Origin of the sequence: Nostoc sp. DedVER02 (genome assembly GCF_034530675.2) — a bacterium.
In the GTDB taxonomy this organism is placed as follows: Bacteria; Cyanobacteriota; Cyanobacteriia; order Cyanobacteriales; family Nostocaceae; genus Nostoc.
In genome coordinates this window covers 7,840-25,346 of sequence record NZ_JAVRCP020000049.1, presented here as the reverse complement: position 1 = coordinate 25,346, position 17,507 = coordinate 7,840, and the positions used below count along the sequence as shown (strand labels likewise).

The following is a 17,507-nucleotide window of genomic DNA, read 5'->3' as shown; positions in this document are numbered from 1 at the left end:
AAATAAATTTAGGGGATTTAATTAATGATGGATTTTTTCTTTTACTACGTATCTTGAAAAAAATATTTTATCTTTGTTTATAAATAAATTTACTTACTCTAAACTCTTTTGGCAGAGATAATAATTCCTATCTTTTACCTCTTGCTCTCTGCTTTCCTTCGGTAAACAAGGCTCTTATAGCTTCCGGTTTGAGACCTTCGCTGAACTTTCATCAAAAAGTAGGAAGCTAACGCAACAGTGGCTTCAATTTAGAATGAGTAAAATCTCGAAATAATAACCAAAACCCTGGTTTTTAGGTAGGGATAATTCATGAATTATTCCTACTGTGTGTAGTTTTATCAAAGACTTGCTCACGAAGCTCAAAGGCTCATCTTTGATTCCCCAATGCTCAATACAAATACAAATAAATTTATCTAATACTTGTTAAGCAAGATGTTTTATGGGGAATTCTAAGCCTGAGATAAGGAATTATGGTATAAAATTATGAGCGCAAAAGTTGATGAAACTTTAAGGATCGCTGGCTACCAAATTATAGAGCAACTTTATTCAGGTTCTCGAACTTATGTGTATCGGGCAGTACGAGAATGCGATCTCCAACCAGTTGTCATCAAGCTCTTAAAACGAGAATATCCCAGTTTTAGCGAATTAATCCAGTTTCGCAACCAATATGCGATCGCCAATAACCTAGATATTCCTGGTATCATTAAACCCTACAACTTAGAACCTTATCACAATGGCTATGTCATGGTAATGGAAGACTTTGGTGGCATTTCTTTGCGGCAATTTACCCGAGGACAACCACTAGCCTTAGAGCAATTCCTTCCTATTGCCCTGCAACTACTAGACACATTACACCAGCTACATCAACAGCGTGTCATTCACAAAGATATTAAACCAAGCAACATCCTGATTCATCCTGATACCAAAGAAATCAAGCTGATTGATTTCAGTATTGCCTCACTCCTCCCACGGGAAACTCAGGAGATTCAAAGCCCCAACGGACTGGAGGGAACCCTAGCCTATCTATCGCCAGAGCAAACTGGACGGATGAATAGGGGTATTGACTACCGCAGCGACTTTTATTCATTAGGTGTGACTTTCTTTGAACTACTGAGTGGACAACTGCCTTTTGATTCCCATGAACTGATGGAGTTGGTACATTGCCATATTGCAAAACAGCCACCCTTTCTCTGCGATTTCAACCCCGATTTGCCCTTAATGTTGGGAGAGATTGTTCGAAAACTGATGGCGAAGAATGCCGAAGATCGCTATCAGAGTGCAATGGGAATTAAACATGACTTAGTGACTTGCTTAAAACAGACACAAGAAACAGGTAAGCACACCTGGTTTGATTTGGGACAGCGAGATATTAGCGATCGCTTTTTCATACCCGAAAAACTCTACGGCCGGGAATCAGAAGTGCAAACGTTACTGGAGGCATTTGGCTATATTGCCAATGGTGGCTCCCAACTAATGCTGGTGGCAGGTTTCTCTGGTATTGGCAAAACCGCAGTTGTCAATGAAGTGCATAAGCCCATTGTCCGGTGGAACGGCTACTTTATCAAGGGCAAGTACGACCAATTTAACCGCAACACTCCTCTATCTGCTTTTGTGCAAGCCTTTCGTGACTTGATGGGACAGTTGCTTAGTGAAAGCGATACTCAACTTGAGCAATGGCAACAAAAGATTCTAGCAGCAGTTGGAGAAAATGGGCAAGTTTTGATCGAGGTGATTCCAGAACTGGAACAGATGATCGGCAAACAGCCCGCCATCGTTGAACTATCGGGCGGTGCAGCACAGAACCGTTTCAATTTGCTGTTCCAAAAGTTTATTCAAGTGTTCACAACAAGAGAGCATCCTTTGGTGATGTTTCTCGATGATTTGCAGTGGGCTGATTCGGCATCGCTCAATTTGCTGAAGTTGTTGATGAATCAGAGTGATGGTGGCTATCTATTAATTATTGGCGCATACCGCGATAACGAGGTATTTGCCGCTCATCCACTGATGTTGACAATTGATGAAATTGAAAAAGCATCCTCCTGTGTTAATACTTTGACCTTAGCTCCCTTAAGTCAAACAGATGTCAACCATTTAATCGCCGACTGCCTCAGTTGTACAACTGCACAAGCATTGCCGTTGACAGAGTTGGTTTATCAAAAAGCCAAAGGTAATCCCTTTTTCACAACTCAGTTTCTAAAAGCGCTGCATGAGGATGGGCTGATTACCTTTGATTGGGAAGTAGGTTCTTGGCAGTGTGATGTAGGGCAGGTGCGATCGCTAGCTCTCACCGATGATGTGGTAGAATTTATGACCCAACAACTCCAGAAGTTGCCCGACATCACTCAAAATATTTTGAAACTGGCAGCCTGTATTGGCAATCAGTTTGATTTGGCCACATTGGCGATCGTTTCTGAAAAGTCGCAGACTCAAGCCGCTTCGGACTTGTGGAAAGCATTGCAAGAAGGATTTATCATTCCAACTAGTGAAGTCTACAAGTTTTATCAAACTGAAGCATCAGCCGCCACTATCCAAACCTCAACACAGAAGGTTGACACCTGTGTTTACAAATTTTTACACGATCGCGTCCAGCAAGCTGCCTATTCCTTCATCGCAGAGGAGCAAAAACAGGCAACTCACCTAAAAATTGGGCAGTTACTCTTGAGTAACATCCCCGAAAGCAATCGGGAAGAACGTATTTTTGAAATCGCTAGTCAACTCAATGTTGCAGTTGAATTGATTGCCCAACCAGCAGAACGTCAAGCATTGGCGCAATTTAACTTGATTGCAAGTCGCAAAGCAAAAGCTGCAACCGCCTATACTGCTGCTTGCAAATATGCCCAGGTGGGTATAGGGTTACTGTGCCAAAATAGTTGGCAGCATCAGTATGAGTTGACTCTAGCACTCCATCAAGTCGCTACAGAAACCGCTTATCTGAGCGGTGATTTAGAACAGATGGTAGTTCTTGCTAACCTAATCCTAAACCACGCCAAAACTTCATTAGATAAAGTCAGTGTCTATGAGGTGAAGATTGAGGCATTCACGTCTCAGTGTGAATTTACCCAAGCGATCGCAGCAGCACTTACCATTTTAAAGCAGTTAGGAGTGGAACTGCCCATAGCGCCAACTCAGGACGACATGGCCGCTGCCTTTAGTATCGTCTCAGATGCAATTGGAGAGCGATTACCTGCTGAGTTACTCAACCTCAGCGAAGCGACGGATGCAAGCATCTTGGCAGCCGCTCGAATTTTGACATCAGTAGCACCCTGCGCTTATCTGTTCCGGCCACAGCTGTATTTACTGGTGATTTTAAAGAAGGTTTATTTGTCTGTCGTGTATGGCAATGAATCAACCTCGACTTTTAGCTATGTCTCTTACGGAATATTGATGTGTGGTGTGTTCAAAAAAGTCGAATTAGGTTATGAATTCGGTCAGTTAGCCCTCGACCTACTTTCACGCTATCAAAATTCTGAATTGAAAGGGAAAACTTTATTACTAGTTTATTTGTACACAAGACATTGGAAAATGCACCTGCGTGAGACATTACAGCCTTTGCAGCTAGCCTATTGTAGTTGTTTAGATGTGGGCGATTTAGCTTTCGCGGGCTACTCTGCGTATAACTACGGTTTTTATTCCTATTTTGCCGGACAGAATTTAACGCAATTAGAGTCGGAAGTTGCCGGATATTGTGAAGCACTCAAGCATCTCAAGCAGAATATAAGTCTAAATTATTCCCAGTTGATTCAACAAATTCTGCTCAATTTAATGGGGGATGCAGATAACGTAGTGGTATTGAGCGGTACAGCTTACAATGAACAGCATCAACTTCCATTAAATGAAGCAGCAGGCGATCGCACCGGACTAGCATTGCTATGGATTAACAAACTGGTAGTGTCTTATCTGTTTTCATTTGAACAAGCTGTACAAGAAGCTGTGCAGGCAAGACAGTATTTGGATGCTATCATAGCTTTTTTCTATGTACCAATCTTTCATTTTTATGAGTCTTTAGCCTACTTAGCATGGTTTGAGCAACTTTCAACCCCAGAACAGCAGCAAATAGAAGAATGCATCGCTGCTAATCAAGAAAAACTCAAATACTGGGCAACTCATGCGCCGATGAATTTCTTACACAAGTTTCATCTAGTGGAGGCGGAACGAGAGCGAGTGCAAGGCAACAAAGCCGAGGCAATAGATTTGTACGATCGCGCAATCGCTCTTGCTAAAGAACACGGTTATATCCAAGAAGAAGCACTTGCCAATGAGCTAGCAGCTAAATTTTACCTCAACTGGGGCAAAGAACGAATAGCTCAGGAATACATCACCCAAGCCTACTACGGTTATGCTCGCTGGGGTGCAAAAGCTAAAGTTGCCGATTTAGAAAAACGCTATCCCCAATTACTTGCCCCCATTCTCCAGCAAACCTCTTCTCTCTCAACTAACGAAACTATCTTCGCTTTGGAAAGTGTCACCTCCACTAGTTCTGCCACTTCTACCAGTAGTAGCATTTCTGTTGCTTTAGATTTAGCTACTATTCTCAAAGCTTCTCAAACCCTTTCTGGGGAAATCGAACTCGAAAAACTGCTTTCGGTATTGCTGCATATCGTCATTGAAAATGCGGGGGCTGATAAGTGTGTATTCATGCTGTTGGAGTCAGGGCGTTTAATGATTGAGGCGCTGGCACAGCTTTCCTTTAGCCCTATAAAAAACAACCAAATTGCCCACATCAATTTTGACTCAATGTTGCTCAACCCAGAGCCTGTTGAAGACTCTCTGGATCTGCCAGTCGGGTTAATTAATACTGTCAAACGCAGCTTACAACCAGCAGTGATTGTTGATGCTACGGCGCATCCGCAATTAATTAACGATCCCTACGTTCAACAACAAAAGCCCAAGAGTATCTTGTGCAGCCCAATTTTGCATCAGGGTAAGTTGCTTGGCGTGTTGTACTTAGAAAACAATTTAGCAACTGGAGCCTTTACAAGCGATCGCGTCGAACTACTCAACTTACTTTGCGCCCAAGCGGCCATTTCTCTCGAAAATGCGCGACTTTTTGAGCGAGAACAGGAAAAATCCCAGTCGTTACAAGCATCACTAATACAATTAAAACGGAGCGAAGCATCTTTAGCTAAAGAACGAGAGTTCTTGAATGCCATCATTGAAACTATTACAGATGGGATTGTTGTTTGTGATGCTAGTGGGAAATTGACCCTTTTTAACAAAGCAACTCGTGAGTTTCATGGCTTATCAGTAGCATCTTTACCACCAGAAGAATGGGCAGAACACTTCGATCTCTATCAGCCTGATGGTCAAACACGTCTAGCAGCAACAGAAATTCCTTTATTTCGCGCCTTCCAAGGAGAAATAGTCAAAAATGTTGAAATGATTATTGCACCGAAGCATGGTTCTACGAGAATTTTATTAGCAAGCGGACAAGCGATCGTTGATGCTTCCGGTAACAAACTTGGTGCAGTAGTTGTAATGCGAGATATTAGCGATGCCTATCGGCAAGCTACGCAACGCAAACAATCAGAACTTGCTTTGCAACAAAAATCACTTGATTTGCAACAAGCACTAAATGACCTACAAAATGCTCAATTACAAATAGTTCAAAGTGAAAAAATGTCTGCCTTGGGTAATTTAGTTGCTGGGGTAGCTCATGAAATGAATAATCCTTTAGGTTTCATTGCTGCTAGCCTCAAACAAGCTAAACCCACTGTTGCTGATATTGTTAAGCATCTCAGGCTATATCAAGAAAGCTTTCCTAATAAAAGTGATGAAATCGCTGAACATGCTGAAGAAATTGACTTGGATTATAGCTTAGAAGACTTGCCCAAAATTATTGATTCTATGTCTATGGCGTGCGATAGACTCAAAAATATCAGCACCAGTTTAAGAACTTTCTCTCGTGCCGACCGAGATTATAAAGTACCGTTTAATATCCACCAAGGCATTGATAGCACAATTTTAATTTTAAAACATCGTTTGAAGGCAAACGAACAGCGTCCCGCGATTGAAGTCATCAAAAATTATGGAAATCTACCCCAAATTGAATGTTTTCCTGGTCAATTGAATCAGGTGTTTATGAACATTTTTGCTAATGCTATTGATGCCTTAGAAGAATCGAATTATGAACGCACATTTGAGGATATTAAACTAAATTGTAATTGCATTAAAATTACCACTTCACTAGAAGACAAGTATGTAAAAATTATCATTGCTGATAATGGTAAGGGAATTCATGAATCAGTTCGACAAAAGATTTTTGACCATCTATTTACTACGAAAGCCGTCGGGAAAGGGACAGGTTTAGGGTTGGCGATCGCGCGGCAAATTGTCGAAGAAATTCATAGTGGTAAATTAAGTTGTAACTCGGTTGTCGGTAAGGGTACAGAATTTATCATTGAAATCCCGGTATCAATACTTGTCGGTTAAGGGGAAAAGGGGAAGGGAAAAAGGGAAAGAAAAAACCTTTAACCTTTAACCCAAATCTAATTCCGAGTTAAAAATGCTTTACCCGAGCAGTATTGATATCGGTATAACTTTTAGCTCTCATTGTTAAACAGCTTCAAATATCTGGGAATACTAAATCTGGAAATCTTAAAGATTCAGCAACTTATGCTGCTTACCGTTAAAAATGCTTACTTCTACCGTTTAATATTAGTTTTGGTGCATTTCATTGCTTAATCTTATAAAATAGGTAATCAGCCGTATAACTCACGGGAATTTCTTTGTTTTCGGATGATTTATCACACCCTTGAATAGGGGCTTTTCCACCAACTGTATCGATCCTTTGAATCCAATTTACTTGGCGGAAGATACCATTTCCCTGATGAGATTGTGCCTCCAATAATAACCAGGGAATGGCATTGTCTTGTGGTGAATTTACCTTAGATTTCAACTTTCCTACAACTTTGCTACCATCTTTGGCTTCCCAAGTTGGGCCTGCATAATGCTTGCCCAAATCTTGCCCTTGCTCATTCAGCAACACAGCATCGGGAGCTTTCAGCGTCCACTCATACTGCTCAGGAGATTCTGATTTCGGTTTGCAGATATAAATTTGGGAACCCTTGGCAGATGCTTTTAAAAGAAGTTGCTCACCATTTGGGACTTTTATACTATCAGGAATGGCAACCACATCAGCTATGCGTTGGGCAGGTTCCATAGTTCCAGCGATCGCAGTTTTGCTCAAAACACCCCACCCATTCAACATCAGCAGTGAAAAAACGAGGCTGCAATTGATCTGAATAATTTTATAAAAAGTAGATGACATAATGCTTTCTCCTTCATTTATCCTTTTAGGGAACTCCAAAAAATAAATTATCCAATTTCTGAACTTCACTACAACTTTCCCTCCCCCCTCCCCCTGCCCCCTGCCCTTAAAGCTTCTGTCGCGCCATCAGTTGGGCAAACAATCCTGGTTGATTAGCGAGTTGATTAAAATTGCCTTCTTGGACTACGCGACCATTCTCGAATACATAGATGCGATCGGCATTGCGAATAGTACTTAGACGGTGAGCGATCGCAATGCGTGTTACCTTCAAACGCTCTAAACTTTGACTGACGATTGCTTGGGTGCGATTATCTAAGGCACTGGTAGCTTCATCAAACAACAAGATTTTGGGTTTTAATACTAGCGATCGGGCAATCAATAATCGCTGCCGTTGTCCTCCAGAGATATTAGTTCCTCCTTCACTAATTACCGTGTGCATTCCCATTGGCATCGATTCAACATCTTCGGCAAAGCCAGCCATCCGCGCGGCTTCCCACGCTTCATCCATCGTAATCATCGCACCACTGGCGATATTCTCAAAGATGGAAGCAGATGTCAATCGGCTATTTTGCATCACAACTCCTAGTTGCCGACGCACTGCATGAATATCCAACCCCGCTAAATCTTGTCCGTCGTAGTAAATTGTGCCAGATTCCGGGACATCAAACCCCAGTAATAACCGGAACAGCGTTGACTTTCCACTCCCCGAAGCGCCGACAAAAGCGATAAACTCGCCAGGTTGAGCATGGATGCTAACATCATCCAATGTTAAAGGCCCGTCATCTCGATACCGGAAAATCACATGATCTACAACCAATCGCCCAGAAAGCCGACCTGGATCGGTTTTTTCAGAATCAACTTCCGGTTTAGATTCCAGAATTGGCTGCGCTCGTTCCCACAAAGGAACCACTTGCAAAACATCTATAATTGTGCTGCTGAGACTAGTCGCTCCACTGATAAATGTGCCAAATGCGGCATTAAATGCTAAAAATACACCTGTGGATAAACCACCTTCTTGGGCATTGGCTTGCTGAAGGAAAATACTGGCAAACCAGAAGAGGATTGCTGTAGTCAATACAGGCAAGATTTTATTAACTACAGCCAGAATATCTTCAATACCTTGGGTACTCAGCATCCATTTAATTTGTTGGCTGTACTGTTTTCCCCAAAAAGCAAAAGCGCGGGCTTCTGCACCTGCAACTCGTAATTTACTAACGCCGTTGATTAACTGCACCATCACCCCAGAGAGTTGTCCTTGTAACTCCAGTAAAGGGCGCACCTTTCGCAGAGTGGAAATTCCTGAAACCAGAGTAATAGCAATGTTGATCGAGGCCACAAGAGTGGCAATTAACGCTAGCGAACCGTTGTAATAAAAAAGCAGTCCTAAATTCAGAAACGCGAACAAGCTGGTGAAAATACTTCTGAGAACCGTACTACTGAGCTTTTGGCGGATTTGGCTAATGGCGCTAACCCGTGAATTCAAGTCTCCAGTTGAGTACTGACGAAAGAATGATGCTTTCAAATTCAATAACCGATCCCAGACTGCTGCTTGGGTGGAAGCATCTGCAAAAGTTTCCACCCGCATTATGGCAAAGCCTTGGGCAAGTTGAAACAAGGTGCTACCAAATGAAGTTGCGAGCAGCGCTAAGGCAATTTGCACTAATAAACCGCGATTAGCATCAGGAATGGCACTGTCAATCAAGATGGCAGTAGCTTGGGGGACGATCATTCCTAATAAACTTGTCGCCATCCCCGCAGCCAAGACAATCAGCAATTCCTTGTAATGTCCTTGGAGGGCAAACTTCAGTAAATCTACGGTGGTAAGGACTTTATCAGGTAATGGGCGATAGAAGGTATATCCGGTAAGTGCCAGTTTAGTCGCACTTTTAGCATTAACCAGAGTACGCGATCGCCCAATTGGATCAAAAATCTCATAGCGTGTATCAGATACAGGCAATAGCGCCACAGGACGGTTATCTTCCATCGTGTAAGCCAGCATCGCGCCGCAATCCTTTTTCCACCATTGACCCTGTAAAGTGATGGTTCGGGTTCGCAAACGGGAAGCACGAGCGATCGCTTGTAGCGGATCTTGAACTCGTTTCAGGTCTTCAGACTTTGCTGGTGGTAGAATCGTCACCCCCAAAGTTCGCCCGACAGCACCCGCAGCAATCAACAAGGCTTGGTCAAAATCATTAGCTTCAACTTGAGCAGAAGCGCCAATTTGCGGAGATTGCAGCAACGAAGACAACTCGCCCAGCGTCTCCTTCATCACGCGATCGTTAAGGTGTTGTCGTTCTTGAAATCGGTTTAATTCTACCGCTTTTTCCTGTTGTTCTAGAAGAAAAAGGCTTTGAAGAAAGTAGACTTGCATTTGGAAAATCCCTCTGAACAGGATATTAGCATCCTTAATTTCAGACGTATTTAGGGTTTCCAACTCTACTGTATCTTCAGCTTCAAACCACATATCTGCACTCAACGGCAACAATCCTGATTGAGGCGTGACTAACAGTTGCTCAAACCCCATCCAAATCGCGTACCCACGTTGAATTTGCACCCACGATACAAGCTCCCTTTGTGGTTGGAAAATTTGACCATTGGAGAGCGAGAAATAGCGCATCCCTTCTTCTTGAAACGGCAGTCCAGATGGAGTAATAGAAGACAGTGCCAATCCTAGTTGCTCAATCCATCCCTCGACTAAAGTTAGGGCTTCGCCATTACCCTCAGCGAGAAATTCCTGAAAATCTTTGATTGAGACTTTTAGAAGTTCCGTTTCTTCAATCGACACCGCCAAAAGTTGATACGGCATCGGCAGAGAATCGCTGACGATGCCGAACATTGCCTGTCTTGCTCGGATAGTAAATAAATAGCGGCGACTTCCTTCAGCAATTCCCTCTTTCATCGGAACGGCAAACACCGCCAATGAACCTGATTTCACCACCCAAATCGTCTCTGGATCATTAAGAATAATTGGTTCATTGCCTTTAAACTGATAATACTCTCCCGACAAGCTGGCAATCCGAATTTGATCTAACATATTCTTACTCCATAAAATTAATCCAAAACCTTGGCGCTCTTCTCTAACGAGACGCTCCGCGATGGCGGCTTGGCGGTATGCCTCCGGCACGCTACGCGAACGATAAATCATGTATTTTAAAAATTTTTGCGTGAATCCCGATAGTATAAAATCACGAACCGCCAAGAACGCCATCGCGGAGCGTCTCGTTAGAGAAGAATCGCCAAGGAAGAAATGCTTAACTGAACTCTATTCTTCTTGGAGTGCTTCCCCTTCACTGCGAATTAATTCCAAATATTTACCTTCAACTTGCTGTAATTCTTCATGGCTACCGCGTTGTACTACCTTGCCGCGATCGAAGACAATAATTTCGTCACAATCCCGAATTGTGCTTAATCGATGCGCCACAATTACACAAGTGCAGCCACGCTCCCGGAGTTTCTGATCGATCGTTTTTTCTGACTCAGCATCGAGCGCACTGGTTGCTTCATCCATCACCAAAATTGCCGGATTATTCACTAAAGTGCGGGCAATTTCTAATCGCTGCCTCTGCCCACCGCTCAAATTAGATGCTCCTTCTGCAAGGTCGGCGTTGTAGCCTCCAGGCATGGAAAGCACTACATCCTGAATGGCGGCATCTTTACAAGCGCGAACCAGGTTACTAAAAGGAACAGTCGAATCCCAAAGTGTAAGATTGTCGCGCACGCTGCCGGCAAATAGCGAGATATCTTGCTCAACTAAAGCAATTGAATTAGTGAGAATCGATCGCGGAATGTGTTTTCTCGGTTGACCATCAAATAAAATCTCACCCGCCCACTGTTCGTATAATCCACACACCAGCTTGGCAACGGTTGACTTACCCGAACCACTGCCACCCACCAAAGCGACTCGTTGACCGGGTTTAAGTGAAAGACTGAGATTTTCAATCAAGGGAGGTGCAGAGCGATTGTAGCCAAAGGTGATGTTACGGAGTTCAATATAACCTTGGAGTCGAACGTTTGCGGTAGGTAGTTGAGTTGGCGATATACTAATTTCTCGCTCTACGGCAGGGTCGATGTTATTGCGTAACACATCATCCAATCGACCTAAATTGCCTTCCATTTCCTGAAGTTCACCCGCTAAACTTACCAGATTATTTACAGGTTCTAGAAATCTTTGCATCAAAGCTTGAAAGGCAATGAGCATCCCAATACTCAGTACGCCATCCATTACCCGTAGTCCTCCCACCGTTAGCAAAAGCATAGATGTAATCGAGGAGAGAAATGATGGCAACACACCCAGATTTTGATTAGTTGTATCCATTTCTTGTCGAGCATTAATGGCTTTAGCGTAATAACCTGCCCACCGCGAAAAGAATTCTGATTCTAGCCCGGATGCTTTGAGGGTTTCCATACTTTGCAGTCCAGAAATCGCTACGCCGCTGACTTTGCCTTGTTCTTGCATTAATCGCAGATTGGCATCGACCCGCTGCCGTGAAACCCATTGCCACACGCTGACATTTACGATTACAAAAGCAATGCCGATCGCAGTCAGAACAACATCATATTGCAGCATCACTAAAGCATAAAAGACAACGGTGAAGGCTGAAATAACTGTTGTCGCTAATCTTCCTGAAAGCAGATTTGCCAAGCTATCGTTAAGACGGACACGGCTGCTAATTTCTCCGGCAAATCGCTGATCGTAAAAACTCACTGGTAGCCGCAGAATATGCCACAAGAATCGGCTAGACATCCCCACAGCTAGCTTAATTTTCATCCGTCGCAGAAATTGTAGCTGAAGCAATGTTAAAAAACCATTCAATATGGCTGTGAAAATCATCCCTAAAATTAACGGCCGCAACCAATCACTTCTGCCTTCAATTAAGACATTATCGACAAAGGCTTGGGAAAACGCAGGGATGGCTAATCCGGGAATCACTAACAGCAAACCGGCGATAACACAATAAACCAATGCTCCCAGGGAACTCTGCAATCGATCCCATAAGGATAATGTCAGGCTGGGTTTTTGTCCTCCTGGCTGGAATTCTGCACTCGGTTCGCCAATTAAGACTACCCCAGTAAAAGACTGATCGAATTCTGAGAACGAAACTGTCCGCGGCCCGGTGGCAGGATCGTTAAGATAAACTTTGTCTTTGGCAAATCCTTCAACTATCAGGAAATGGTTGAAGTTCCAAAAGACAATATAAGGGCATTGCAGTTTGCGTAACCCAGCCAAATCGACTTTAAAGCCTTTCGCTTGCAATCCATAGCTGCGGGCAGCATTGAGAATATTAGATGCTTTACTCCCATCTCGTGAAACACCGCAAGCTTGACGGAGTTCTGCCAGGGGGACAATGCGATCGTAGTATCCTAAAATAATCCCCAGTGCGGCTGCACCGCATTCTACAGCCTCCATTTGTAAAAGAGTAGGAGTCCGACGGCGGCGATCGGGAGGGCTGATGAGGCGTTGAAGTTTTTTTAATCGAAGTCCAATTTGTGATTTAATTTGCCGCATAATCAATACATTCCACTCCACGATCGCAGAATCGGAAATACAAAGGAAATTGGGGATTGTTCATCCACCTTCACGCGCACTGAAGCAGTGGTTCCAGATGTGATTTGGCTATCTGGCCCTTTAGACGACGACCACCGAAAACGGCTTTTAGTCGAAGGATCTGGCTGAAGTTCCGCGAAAACTTGAATTTGTGCCCCTTCTGTGGTTAATCCTTGCAAAACTTCTAAACCGCCAACCACGCTCGATGCGCTGTCCTTACTAACGGGAAACGCAGAGATACTTGTGACTTTCCCGATAATGCCACCAAAGCGTTCTCGTTTAACAGTAGAAGGGGTGAGTTGCAACTCCATACCCTTTTGAATCTTTTTGCCTTCGCTGACCGGGAAGAATGCCACCCCAACTAACTTATTCCCGGAGTCTCTAGCCTCGATCGTGCCAATGCGAGCGCCCTTTTCGAGGGTTTGCCCAGGAACCGCAGAAAGTTCTAAAATCCGTCCATTGAAATTGCTAGTAACCTGGCTGTTGGCTTTAATTTCTAACGTTAATTCTGCGATCGCTCGTTGCGTATCTTGAATTTCTTTTTTTCGATTAGTAGAAGTAGTTAAATCTTGTTCTGCTTGCCCAGCAAATTTACTGTCTAGTACTGCTAACTGAGCTTGCAGGTCTTTAGTTGTATTGACATTTGCTAAGAATTCTCGCTCTGCATCAGCTTCTTTAACATTAAGTTGTTTGAGTTGCGATTCGATTTCATTGATTCTAGTTTTGCTATTAAGAAATTCTTGTTGCGCCTGAAGGACGGTATCACTTGAAACGGCTCCTTCTTGGCGTAACTGCTGGCGAATTGCAAATCGCTCTTTGAACGTGGGGATCAAATCTTGCGTTGTCTGCAATTGTTCCTCTAAATTGTGACGCTCTTGCCGAATCGACTCCAGACCTTTATTTCTGAGAATTGGCGTTAGGGATTGGGTTGTTTTGAGAGTTTGCAGGAGCGCTTGACGTTGTTGCGCGATCGCACCTTTATCTAAAACCGTGCGCTGAAGTTGCACAGAATTGGCATTTTGGTCTTGTTCATGAAGTTGAGCAAGCTTGACTCGTGCAAGTTTCAACTTATCTTGAAGTTCGGTTTGGTCAATTGTTGCTAGTATCTGTCCTTTTTTGACTTCATCACCTGTACGAACAAAAAGCATGAGAATCTGCCCCGAACTAGGAGACTGGAATCCAACAACTTTGCTAGGAAAAACCACTACGCCTTGTCCGGCTACAGTAATGGGAATGCGACCAAAAACACTCCAAGTAAGTCCAACGGCAATTAGAGATCCCATTGCAGCTAACGGAATCCACTTCTTTGGTTGAACCACCTGCATGAGTTGATCCAGCCGCTCCGGGGAGGATAAGCGATCGAGTGCTTCTTTACGAAATAGATTGCTTTTATTGGTCGTCATTATACTGACTCCATTCAATTTGTATATTAGGGAATTGGGGACTGGGGATTGGGGATTAGGGACTGGGGACTGGGAATTGAATACTTTAAATTAAGAGCTAAAGACAACAGAGATAGAGATTAGAAATAGAGATAAAGAGTAAATTTTTTCTAATACCCAATCCCCAATCCTCAATCCCCAGTCCTCAATCCTCAATCCCCAATCCCCAATCCCCAGATCAATTACCGCGAATCTGCTTCAACATCCAGTCAAATCGAGTACCCGCAAGTGTCACTTGAGCCAAAAAGCTAGAACTCAATTCATCTTCATAAGTCAAGCGTTCATCTAAAGATTTGCCTGAACTGTAGTTGATTCTGCCGTAACCTAGACTATTGATAATTCCTTGCTGTTTATCTGCTAACAAAATTGCTAATACTCGATAAAATCGGGCAGCAAAAGCTACATCGTGTAGCAATTTTGCAGAAAGTCGCCATTTGGGAATCGATAACACGATCGCATCCTCAACCGCCCGAATGGTCATTGCAGGCGGACTGGCTTCGACAAAGGGCGTTTCGCCAACTATGTCACCCCGCGATAATCTGGCAAACTCTCGTTCTATACAATCTGTTTGTTCCAAAGTTGAAAAGGCACGGGTGAGAGGATTGCTTGTATCTTCAGCAATGGAAGCCACCATCTTGCCATCTAATAAAATATAGAGAGCGTCAACAGGTCTTCCGGCTTGAAACAACACCGTTCCCGCAGGAATTTTCATCGCATTGCCTGCAACAATCATCCAACCAATATCGCTATCATTTAATTCTGCAAATGTAAATAAGATTTCTCGAATTTGTGGTTGAAAAAGAACGACTGTGCTTTGGCCGATTTGACCGATCATCTGCTCTAATCGTTGAGCAAGGAGAACTGCGATCGCTCGATAAAAATGGGCAGCAAAGGTAACATCTTCTTGCAATTTTTGAATCAACTGCTGCTGAGGAATCATCAACACAAGCGACTTTCTAGCGGCTTTAACCGTAGTTGAAGACTGGTAGGAGGCTAAAAAGGGCATTTCTCCAACAACTTCACCATTTGCAAGCCGTGCAACCTCTCGTCCTGAGAGTTCGCCACCTTCAAGAGCGGCAAACGCCCGACCAATCGGGTTATCATCAGCCTGAGCGACAGAAACGCTTAATGCTCCATCTAGCAGAATGTAGAGGGCATTAACAGGTGTTCCTTGGCGGATGAGGATCGTACCAGCAGTAATTTCTTCTCTTTGACCCGTTGCCAAGATCCAGTCAATATCGCTATTTGTCAGTTCCTTAAGTAGAACTTCTGTCATAATTTAACTTCCTTGTTTTCTGCTAACGGGAGAGAACTGGCGAGCGGGAAATAATACCAATTCATAATTGAGAAATTCAGATTAAATCTGGGTTTGGTCTGATTTTGGAGAACTAGTATAATTACTGAACAATCTTCCCATCACGTATCAACTAGATTTATAAGGACTAGAAGATGTACGGTTCAGTGGGTGTTTTATCATTGCTACCAGGAAACTTTATATTCTCCAGCTTCTTTGCGATCGCTTCAGAAACATTGCTATATAGATTTTCAGTAGGAAATTTACCTGGATAATGCTCACCGACAGCAATACCACCTGAAAGATTTGCGAGTTCTTGAGCCGATAGCTCTTGTGATTCGTTTTGCTTTTTGTTTTCCATTTGAATTCTTTTTCCTTGTCGTTATTTATGACTAAATTTGCCTAATTTTATGAAGGTGAAGTTATTAATTACACAAAATCAATTTCAGAAAGCAGTTGGACAAGTTTTGCTCAACTGCAATTGATTAATTTGAGCAACTCCGTTTATGCAGAACCATCGAGCGCAGATATATCTCCAAACAACTCGCCAAGCACTTTTAGATCCTCAGTTGTCGCATCGGTGATGGTGAGTTGGAACAAAGAAGAGTCTATTGTCTCTGTATGAAAAGTTGACCGTGTTGAGTGATGCCCTTGTCTTCGTGATGTTTGTTGGCTAAATCCCCTTCTCGATTTGTGAAATCGCGCAGCCGTAAACTGTAAATTGAAACCACCCGCTACGTCGTCTAACTCTTCATCTGATAGTTCGATCGCTTCATCATTCGGAGTAATTTCGTCATCTGACATAGAAGCTCCTTTACCCGACGTGTTAAAGTTAAATGAGGCGGAGGGAGTTAACCATAAGCCTAGCAGCAACTCGGTTAACAACCCCTCCTGCTCCTGAAATCTGTCAAACTTAAAAATTCAGATTAACCTTCAGGACTAGAAATACCCGCTTCCTTAAACTCTCTAAGATCCTGCTCAGAGAAAACGCTCACTTGAAAGGTAACGCTCTTAATACCACCTTCTTTAGGAATTTCTACATAACCAAGCTGGTAATCTACGGCATTTGCATTTGTTCCAAAGACATCGCTAGTAGCGCCACCGGCAATATAATCAAGTTCTTGATTGGATAGTTCCAGCATTTCATTAGGCTGCACATTTTCCATAATCATTGTCGTTCTCCTTTAGTGTTAATTATGAGCTTAGAAACAAATTACTAGGAATCCCGCTAGGAAATTCTTCTCCAGTGAATTTGATTTCGCGCAAATCTTGTTGAGATATAGTAGTTTCCTGACTATTAAAGGATGCAATACCGCCATCAGCACCGATAATTACTGCACTAGTTTGCTTATCCGAAAAGTTGAAGTTATGAGCATCAACATAACTAAAAGCACCACCAGCAACGTTATCCAATTCTTCAGTAGATAGTTCTACCGGCTTAATGTCATCAGACATGATGTTTTTTTCCTCCTCAATTTACGATATGTGCTGTATCAAGCAGAATGCAATATTTGAGTTCTGGTTACTAACTTTCAAGAGTGGGAGTCAAGAAACCAGTTGCTTTAATTTCTTCCAAACTTTGATGAGATATAGCAGTTTGTTGAACGGTGGAAGATGTAATACCGCCATTAGGGCCAACAACAGTTTGACCAGCTTGCTGATCGAGTGCATTGTAGTTGTCAGCAATCACAAAGCTAAAAGCGCCACCAGCAACGTTGTCCAATTCTTCAGCAGATAATTCTACGGGCTTAATATTGTCAGACATGATGTTTTTTCCTTAATTTATGATGTGTGTTGTGTCAAACAGGATGCAATATTCGATGTGGTCTGTTACTAACTTTCAAGAGTGGAAGGAAAGAAGCCAGTTGCTTTAATTTCTTCCAAACTTTGATGAGATACAGTCGTTTGTTGAACGGTGGAAGAGCCAATACCGCCATTAGGGCCAAGAACGGTTCCGCC

At 43.0% G+C, this 17,507-nt stretch carries 11 protein-coding genes; 1 reads left to right on the top strand and 10 read right to left on the bottom strand.

The window, feature by feature from the left end; all coding sequences use genetic code 11:
• Window positions 1–483: 483 nt before the first annotated feature.
• On the top strand, window positions 484–6,429 hold the full coding sequence (locus RMZ41_RS28650; protein WP_322640041.1) for an AAA family ATPase: 5,946 nt from the start codon (window positions 484–486) through the stop codon (window positions 6,427–6,429).
• A gap of 241 nt (window positions 6,430–6,670) precedes the next feature.
• On the opposite strand, the gene RMZ41_RS28645 is transcribed toward RMZ41_RS28650, so the two are convergent.
• The 10 genes from RMZ41_RS28645 to RMZ41_RS28600 form a co-directional block, all read right to left on the bottom strand.
• The gene (locus tag RMZ41_RS28645; protein WP_322640042.1) at window positions 6,671–7,267 is read right to left on the bottom strand and encodes a DUF3455 domain-containing protein; all 597 of its coding nucleotides are present in this window, start codon (window positions 7,265–7,267) and stop codon (window positions 6,671–6,673) included.
• A 106-nt stretch (window positions 7,268–7,373) separates the two neighbouring features.
• Window positions 7,374–10,301, bottom strand: coding sequence for an NHLP bacteriocin export ABC transporter permease/ATPase subunit (locus RMZ41_RS28640; protein ID WP_322640194.1), 2,928 nt, complete (start codon window positions 10,299–10,301; stop codon window positions 7,374–7,376).
• A 228-nt stretch (window positions 10,302–10,529) separates the two neighbouring features.
• Entirely contained in the window at window positions 10,530–12,773 is a 2,244-nt protein-coding gene (locus RMZ41_RS28635) for an NHLP family bacteriocin export ABC transporter peptidase/permease/ATPase subunit (protein WP_322640043.1), read from the bottom strand.
• Between the two features lie 2 nt (window positions 12,774–12,775).
• Window positions 12,776–14,215 (bottom strand): NHLP bacteriocin system secretion protein, encoded by a 1,440-nt coding sequence (locus tag RMZ41_RS28630; protein ID WP_322640044.1) that lies wholly within the window; start codon window positions 14,213–14,215, stop codon window positions 12,776–12,778.
• A 217-nt stretch (window positions 14,216–14,432) separates the two neighbouring features.
• Window positions 14,433–15,530 carry a cyclic nucleotide-binding domain-containing protein gene (locus tag RMZ41_RS28625; RefSeq protein ID WP_322640045.1) on the bottom strand — a complete coding sequence of 366 codons (1,098 nt, stop codon included), beginning with the start codon at window positions 15,528–15,530 and terminating at the stop codon, window positions 14,433–14,435.
• A 166-nt stretch (window positions 15,531–15,696) separates the two neighbouring features.
• Complete coding sequence (locus tag RMZ41_RS28620) at window positions 15,697–15,909, bottom strand: hypothetical protein (protein ID WP_322640046.1); 213 nt, start codon at window positions 15,907–15,909, stop codon at window positions 15,697–15,699.
• A gap of 143 nt (window positions 15,910–16,052) precedes the next feature.
• Entirely contained in the window at window positions 16,053–16,352 is a 300-nt protein-coding gene (locus tag RMZ41_RS28615; RefSeq protein ID WP_322640047.1) for a CTB family bacteriocin, read from the bottom strand.
• A 122-nt stretch (window positions 16,353–16,474) separates the two neighbouring features.
• Window positions 16,475–16,720, bottom strand: coding sequence for a hypothetical protein (locus RMZ41_RS28610; protein WP_322640048.1), 246 nt, complete (start codon window positions 16,718–16,720; stop codon window positions 16,475–16,477).
• Between the two features lie 22 nt (window positions 16,721–16,742).
• Window positions 16,743–17,003 carry a CTB family bacteriocin gene (locus RMZ41_RS28605; protein ID WP_322640049.1) on the bottom strand — a complete coding sequence of 87 codons (261 nt, stop codon included), beginning with the start codon at window positions 17,001–17,003 and terminating at the stop codon, window positions 16,743–16,745.
• 70 nt (window positions 17,004–17,073) lie between these two features.
• On the bottom strand, window positions 17,074–17,313 hold the full coding sequence (locus tag RMZ41_RS28600; protein WP_322640050.1) for a CTB family bacteriocin: 240 nt from the start codon (window positions 17,311–17,313) through the stop codon (window positions 17,074–17,076).
• Window positions 17,314–17,507 lie beyond the last annotated feature (194 nt).

Excerpts from the sequence above, each read along its gene's own strand:
- RMZ41_RS28615 (WP_322640047.1), bottom strand. The coding sequence starts at position 16,352 with ATGTCAGATGACGAAATTACTCCGAATGATGAAGCGATCGAACTATCA.
- RMZ41_RS28635 (WP_322640043.1), bottom strand. The coding sequence starts at position 12,773 with ATGCGGCAAATTAAATCACAAATTGGACTTCGATTAAAAAAACTTCAA.
- RMZ41_RS28600 (WP_322640050.1), bottom strand. The coding sequence starts at position 17,313 with ATGTCTGACAATATTAAGCCCGTAGAATTATCTGCTGAAGAATTGGAC.
- RMZ41_RS28620 (WP_322640046.1), bottom strand. The coding sequence starts at position 15,909 with ATGGAAAACAAAAAGCAAAACGAATCACAAGAGCTATCGGCTCAAGAA.
- RMZ41_RS28650 (WP_322640041.1), top strand. The coding sequence starts at position 484 with ATGAGCGCAAAAGTTGATGAAACTTTAAGGATCGCTGGCTACCAAATT.
- RMZ41_RS28625 (WP_322640045.1), bottom strand. The coding sequence starts at position 15,530 with ATGACAGAAGTTCTACTTAAGGAACTGACAAATAGCGATATTGACTGG.
- RMZ41_RS28605 (WP_322640049.1), bottom strand. The coding sequence starts at position 17,003 with ATGTCTGATGACATTAAGCCGGTAGAACTATCTACTGAAGAATTGGAT.
- RMZ41_RS28630 (WP_322640044.1), bottom strand. The coding sequence starts at position 14,215 with ATGACGACCAATAAAAGCAATCTATTTCGTAAAGAAGCACTCGATCGC.
- RMZ41_RS28610 (WP_322640048.1), bottom strand. The coding sequence starts at position 16,720 with ATGATTATGGAAAATGTGCAGCCTAATGAAATGCTGGAACTATCCAAT.
- RMZ41_RS28645 (WP_322640042.1), bottom strand. The coding sequence starts at position 7,267 with ATGTCATCTACTTTTTATAAAATTATTCAGATCAATTGCAGCCTCGTT.
- RMZ41_RS28640 (WP_322640194.1), bottom strand. The coding sequence starts at position 10,301 with ATGTTAGATCAAATTCGGATTGCCAGCTTGTCGGGAGAGTATTATCAG.